General features: G+C 70.4%; 4 protein-coding genes. 3 read left to right on the top strand and 1 reads right to left on the bottom strand.

The annotated features are described in order from the left end of the window. The first annotated feature begins 130 nt into the window (after positions 1-130). Together FNH04_RS40520 and FNH04_RS40525 are read left to right on the top strand one after the other, a co-directional pair. Positions 131-1,324, top strand: coding sequence for a hypothetical protein (locus tag FNH04_RS40520; protein ID WP_322725290.1), 1,194 nt, complete (start codon positions 131-133; stop codon positions 1,322-1,324). Between the two features lie 68 nt (positions 1,325-1,392). Beyond that, positions 1,393-2,604, top strand: coding sequence for a hypothetical protein (locus tag FNH04_RS40525; protein ID WP_152791192.1), 1,212 nt, complete (start codon positions 1,393-1,395; stop codon positions 2,602-2,604). A gap of 89 nt (positions 2,605-2,693) precedes the next feature. Here FNH04_RS40525 and FNH04_RS40530 read toward each other — a convergent pair whose 3' ends face one another. Beyond that, entirely contained in the window at positions 2,694-4,232 is a 1,539-nt protein-coding gene (locus tag FNH04_RS40530) for a peptide MFS transporter (RefSeq protein WP_152791189.1), read from the bottom strand. Positions 4,233-4,674: 442 nt separating this feature from the next. Here FNH04_RS40530 and FNH04_RS40535 point away from each other — a divergent pair, with 442 nt between their 5' ends. Further along, positions 4,675-5,352 (top strand): response regulator transcription factor, encoded by a 678-nt coding sequence (locus tag FNH04_RS40535; RefSeq protein ID WP_152791190.1) that lies wholly within the window; start codon positions 4,675-4,677, stop codon positions 5,350-5,352. Positions 5,353-5,512: the final 160 nt, after the last annotated feature.

Genomic DNA, 5,512 nt, shown 5'->3' on the forward strand with positions numbered 1-5,512 from the left:
GCGCGGGTGGGGCCGGGGTGGTGGGCGCGTTCCTCGTCGTACGGCGTCGAAGGCGTCGAAGGCGTCGTGGGCAGGGAGCGCTGGTGGCGGAACCGCCGCGTACGGAAGTCGAGTCGACGGGAGCGGTGACGTGAGCGGCAAGGGGCGGATCTCGGCGCTGGTGGCGGTACTCGCGCTCGTCCTGGTCCCGCCCGCGGGCGTGGGGGCGGGTGGGGCCGCGTGGGCCGCGGACAAACCGACGGTCGAACTGTCCAAGTCCCAGGCGGGTACCGGCGGTTCGATCACCGTGAGCGGCACCGGATGGCGTCCGCAGACCCTGCTGATGATGCTGATCTGCGGTCGGTCGACACCGTCCCGCGGGGTGATCGGCGGCACCAACTCCTGTGCCAACGCGGACGGCAGGGCCGTCACCACCGACGCGAAGGGCGCCTTCGACAAGGCGCTGCCCGTGGTCGAGCCGCCCGTGCCGTGCCCGTGCGTGGTGCATGTCGCCACGGTGACCGGGGAGAAGGCGGAGGCCGACGCGATCTTCCAGGTGGCCGGGCACGCGGTGGAGCCCCTGCCGGACGAGGCGGCCGGCGGGCGGCTCTCGGTCCTCACGGACACCCGGCTGGACGGCTCGAGCGGGCTGCTGACGTGGTTCGGGGCACCGCCGGCGCGCCGACTCGTCTTCACCGTGGGCAACGTGGGCACGTCCCCGGTCAGGAACCCCGTCTTCCAGGTGGGCACCAGCCACGGGGTGTTCGCCCCCGACTGGGAGGAACAGCAGTGGCGCGGCACGCTGCAGCCCGGTAAGAAGGCGCGGATCTCGCTGCCGGTCGAACTGGCGGCCGGGGCGCACGGGGACTACACGGTCTCGCTCAAGTACGGCGGCAAGGTGCTCGCCGAGCAGCCGTGGGGCGTGGGCCGGCCCTGGGGCGTGACCCTCTTCTGGATCCTGCTCGCCGTCGTCGTACCGGCCGCGCTGTTCCGTATCGGCATGGCGGTCGTGGACCGGGCGCGGCCCCGTGCCCAGGTGCCGGGGCGGCGCCGGGGGAGGTGGTGGTCCGGCCTCGCCGTGCGGCTGCCGGGGCCGGTGTCGAAGCGCTCGGCCGCCCACTCCCGTACGACCGGGAAGCCGTCCAGGTCCTCCGGGGAACTTCCGGCGGAAACGACGTCCCGTACCACCCCGGCCCTGCCGTGGTTCTCGCCGGACACCGGTCCGGGGACGGCGGCCGGGCAGCTCTCCGCACCGCAAGAGAGCGGCTCGACGAGTCCCACGGGTCGGAAGACCGCGAAGACTCCGCCGGGCCCCACGACTCCGACCAGGAAGGGAAACACGTGAGCGCGCAACGGAGAGTTCTCGCGGTACGAGGGGCAGGGCGCGGCAGAGGCGCCGCCGGGGCGGCGCTGATGCTGGGAGGAGCCGCGGTCCTGCTCGGGGTGGCCGCGGTACCGGCCCAGGCGGCGGAGGTGTCGTACGCGACGAAGTGCGTACCGCCCGCGGCCTCCGGGCTGCCGCCCGTCGAGGGCACCACCAAGGTGGAGGTGACGGCGCCCGCCACGGCGAAGGTGGGGGACGAGGTCGAGGTGGTGTGGAAGTTCGTCCAGGCGGCGTCCAAGAATCCCGATCTCATCGATCTGCCCGCGAACTCCGTCCAGCCGAGCGGCACGCTCAAGGCGGCCGGGGCGCAGACCGTCGACATCGCGATGCAGGGGCCCCGCGAGAACCCCGCCATCCCCAAGGGGGGAGCCATGGTGCTCTCCGACATGAAGGGCAAGCTGAAGCTGACGAAGGCCGGCCAGGTGACGCTGACGCCGGACGCGTACACGATCAACGTCATGTCGACGGACACCAAGTGCGCGCCGACGGAGACGGTGAATGCGGCGGCGACCATCAACGTGACGGCGGGGAACGGCAGTACGTCGAGCGCGACACCCACCCCGTCCACGGGCACGAACGCGGGCGGCGGCGAGGACGGCGGCCAGACGGACTTCACCGGTAAGGAGGTCCAGGTCCCGTACGCGTGCAAGACGCCGATCGGGGACAAGGACGTGACCTCGCCCGTGCAGATCAACGCCAAGAAGAACGGCGGGAGTTACGACCTCACGGTGCAGTTCAAGAAGTCCGTGATGGACAGCCCGGCCGACATCCCGAAGGACTCCGTGAAACCGTCCATGGAGGTACGGCTCGGGGGCGCGGACACGGGAACCGTGCAGGTGGAGGGGCCGACCAACGCGGAGCCCATCAAGGCGGGCGACCCCATGGAGATCCCCGATCTGACGGGCACGTACAAGCCGGGCGCGACGGGCGAGTCGACCCTGTCGCCGGGTGTGCTGACGGTCAAGGCGCTGGGCACGACCACGACCTGCACCCCGTCGAAGACGGAGGTCTCCCTGACCCTCGACACGACGGAGCAGCCCGGCGGAGCCTCGGGCGGTGACTCGACGGGAGGTTCGGCCGGGGGCTCGTCCACGTCCGGCGGCGGTACGACGGGCGGCGGCCTCGCCGAGACGGGAGCCGACGACAACGGCGCGCTCAAGGCCCTGGGCCTGGTCGCCGGAACGGTGACGCTGCTGGGCGGCGCCGTGTTCACGTTCATGCCGCGCCACCGCTCACGCTGACGGTACGGGCGTACAGGCGTACGGGCGCCACGAAGCCGAAGGGCCACCGCACCGGACCGGTACGGTGGCCCTTCGACCTGCGCACGGCGTCAGTGGACGTCGCCCATCAGGGCCCTGACCTTCCTCCGGTACAGGTACACCGCGATGCCCGCCACGGTGGCGAGCACCGCCTCCATGGCGACCGCCGGGGTGCCGCTCAGGTCGACACCCCCGACGGCCGGGTTGGAGAGCAGACCCGTGACCGAGTCGCCCGCGGTGACGGCGAGGAACCAGACGCCCATCATCTGGCTGGCGTACTTCGCGGGGGCCATCTTCGTGGTCACCGACAGGCCGACCGGCGAGATGCACAGCTCACCGATGGTCTGGATCAGATAGATACCCACCAGCCACATCGGGCTGACCATCGTGCCGCTCCCGGCCAGGCCCAGCGGCAGCAGGAAGAAGAAGAACGAGACACCGATGAAGAACAGGGCCGCGGCGAACTTGGCCACGGTGCTCGGCTCCTTGCCCCCGCGGTTCAGCCACAGCCACAGCCAGGCGAAGACCGGGGCCAGCGCCATGATGAACACCGGGTTCAGCGACTGGTACCAGGAGGACGGGAAGCTGAAGCCGAGCAGCGAGTCGGAGGCCTTCGTCTCGCCGAACGCCTGGACCGTGGAGCCGCCCTGGTCGTAGATCATCCAGAACGCGGCGGCCGCGACGAAGAACCAGATGTAGCCGGTCATCTTCGACTGCTCGACGGCCGTGAGGTCCTTGTCCCTCTTTATGCGGACCAGTACGCCGGCCGGGATGACCAGGCCGATGACCGTGAGCGGGATCATCGCCCAGTTCAGAGTGAAGTGGCCGGTGAAGCCGACGACGCCGTAGAAGAAGGCCGCGACGGCCAGCCAGGTCAGGCCCTTGCGCAGCCAGGCGGCGCGCTCCTCGGCCGCCAGCGGCTTCGGGACGACGTCGCTCTGCGGGCTCAGGTTCCGGGTGCCGAGGAGGAAGGCCGCGAGGCCGATCCCCATCCCCACGGCGGCCAGGCCGAAGCCGAGGTGCCAGCTCACCTGCTGGCCGACGGTGCCGATGATCAGCGGAGCGAAGAAGGCACCCATGTTGATGCCCATGTAGAAGATCGTGAAGCCGCCGTCGCGACGTGGGTCCTCGGGGCCGTCGTAGAGATGGCCGACCATGGTGGAGATATTGGCCTTGAGCAGACCGGAGCCGAGCGCGACCAGTGCCAGACCGGCGAAGAAGGGGGCCTCGCCACCGGGCAGCGCCAGCACCAGGTGGCCCGACATGATCGTGACGGCCGCGACGGTCACCGTTCTGCGAGGGCCCCAGACGCGGTCACCGAGCCAGCCGCCGGGCAACGCGAGCAGGTACACCATCGACAGATAGACCGAGTAGATCGCGGTGGTGGTGGCCAGGTCCATGCCGAGCCCGCCGCCCATGCCGCCCTCCTTGGCGTCCGGGCCGCCGGAGAGCAGATAGACGACGAGAAGGGCCCGCATCCCGTAGAAGCTGAACCGCTCCCACATCTCGGTCAGGAAGAGGGTGGCCAGTCCGCGGGGGTGGCCGAAGAAGGTCTTCTCGGGACCGGGGGTGCCCGGGGAGGCCGAGTTCTTCGTCTGGCTGGACGCCATGTCGTTCCTCGCTGGTCGGGGCGCGTGCGTGGGGGCCCCGGCCCTGAGGAAGGCGGGGGGCGGTTGCGCGCCGCACATAGAAGAGACCTTCGGCGTCACGTCACGCCAAAGGTCACTGTGGTGTTGTCGTCACAGGTGTTCTCTCACTGTACGTCACGGTAACAATGAGGAGCGGCAGTGCTTGAGACGTGAATCACAGGTAAGAAAGGCGTGGGGGTTCTGCGTTCGAAGGGCGTTCGGGGTGTCGCGTCCTGCGATCGGAGGAATCGTTCCGGAGTGCATCACTGTGAGTCACGGTGGGGGTGGTGCGTGCGCGAGCCGGTGACAGCGGAGGCACGGGGTGATGGTCCCGTACGAAGGTAAGAAGTCCGCAGCGTGAAGGTATGAATCATGCTCGCCGATCACCCTCCTGGTCTCGTCCGATGCGGACTACCATCACCCCATGACCCGAGTACTGCTCGCCGAGGACGACGCGTCCATCTCGGAGCCCCTGGCCCGCGCGCTGCGCCGGGAGGGCTACGAGGTCGAGGTCCGTGAGGACGGTCCCACCGCGCTGGACGCCGGTATGCAGGGTGGCGTCGACCTGGTCGTCCTGGACCTGGGCCTGCCCGGCATGGACGGCCTGGAGGTGGCCCGCAGGCTCCGTGCCGAGGGCCACACCGTTCCGATCCTCATCCTGACCGCGCGTGCCGACGAGGTGGACACCGTCGTCGGTCTCGACGCGGGCGCCGACGACTACGTCACCAAGCCGTTCCGGCTCGCCGAGCTGCTCGCCCGTGTGCGGGCCCTGCTGCGACGCGGCGCCACCGAGCCGCAGCAGCCCCCCGCCACCCATGGCGTCCGGATCGACGTCGAGTCCCACCGGGCGTGGATGGGGGACGAGGAGCTCCAGCTCACGGCGAAGGAGTTCGACCTGCTGAGGGTGCTGGTGCGGGACGCGGGGCGGGTCGTCACGCGGGACCAGCTGATGCGGGAGGTCTGGGACACGACGTGGTGGTCGTCGACCAAGACGCTCGACATGCACATCTCCTGGCTGCGCAAGAAGCTCGGGGACGACGCGGCGAATCCGCGGTACATCGCCACGGTGCGGGGGGTCGGGTTCCGCTTCGAGAAGAGCTGAGGTTCGTGGGTGCGCGCGGGGTTCGTCCCGCCCGCGCGGCCCCTACTCGTCTCGATCGCCCGAAGGACTGGGGCGCGCGGCCGGGCTGGATTTCTCCGGGCCGGGGCCGGGCTTTTCAGGGGCGCGGGGAACTGCGCGACCAGCCCCCACCCACCCGCGG

Origin of the sequence: Streptomyces phyllanthi (assembly GCF_009377205.1) — a bacterium.
Lineage (GTDB): Bacteria > Actinomycetota > Actinomycetes > Streptomycetales > Streptomycetaceae > Streptomyces > Streptomyces phyllanthi.

Coding starts and splice junctions, on each gene's coding strand:
- FNH04_RS40530 (WP_152791189.1), bottom strand. CDS start 4,232: ATGGCGTCCAGCCAGACGAAGAACTCGGCCTCCCCGGGCACCCCCGGT.
- FNH04_RS40525 (WP_152791192.1), top strand. CDS start 1,393: ATGCTGGGAGGAGCCGCGGTCCTGCTCGGGGTGGCCGCGGTACCGGCC.
- FNH04_RS40535 (WP_152791190.1), top strand. CDS start 4,675: ATGACCCGAGTACTGCTCGCCGAGGACGACGCGTCCATCTCGGAGCCC.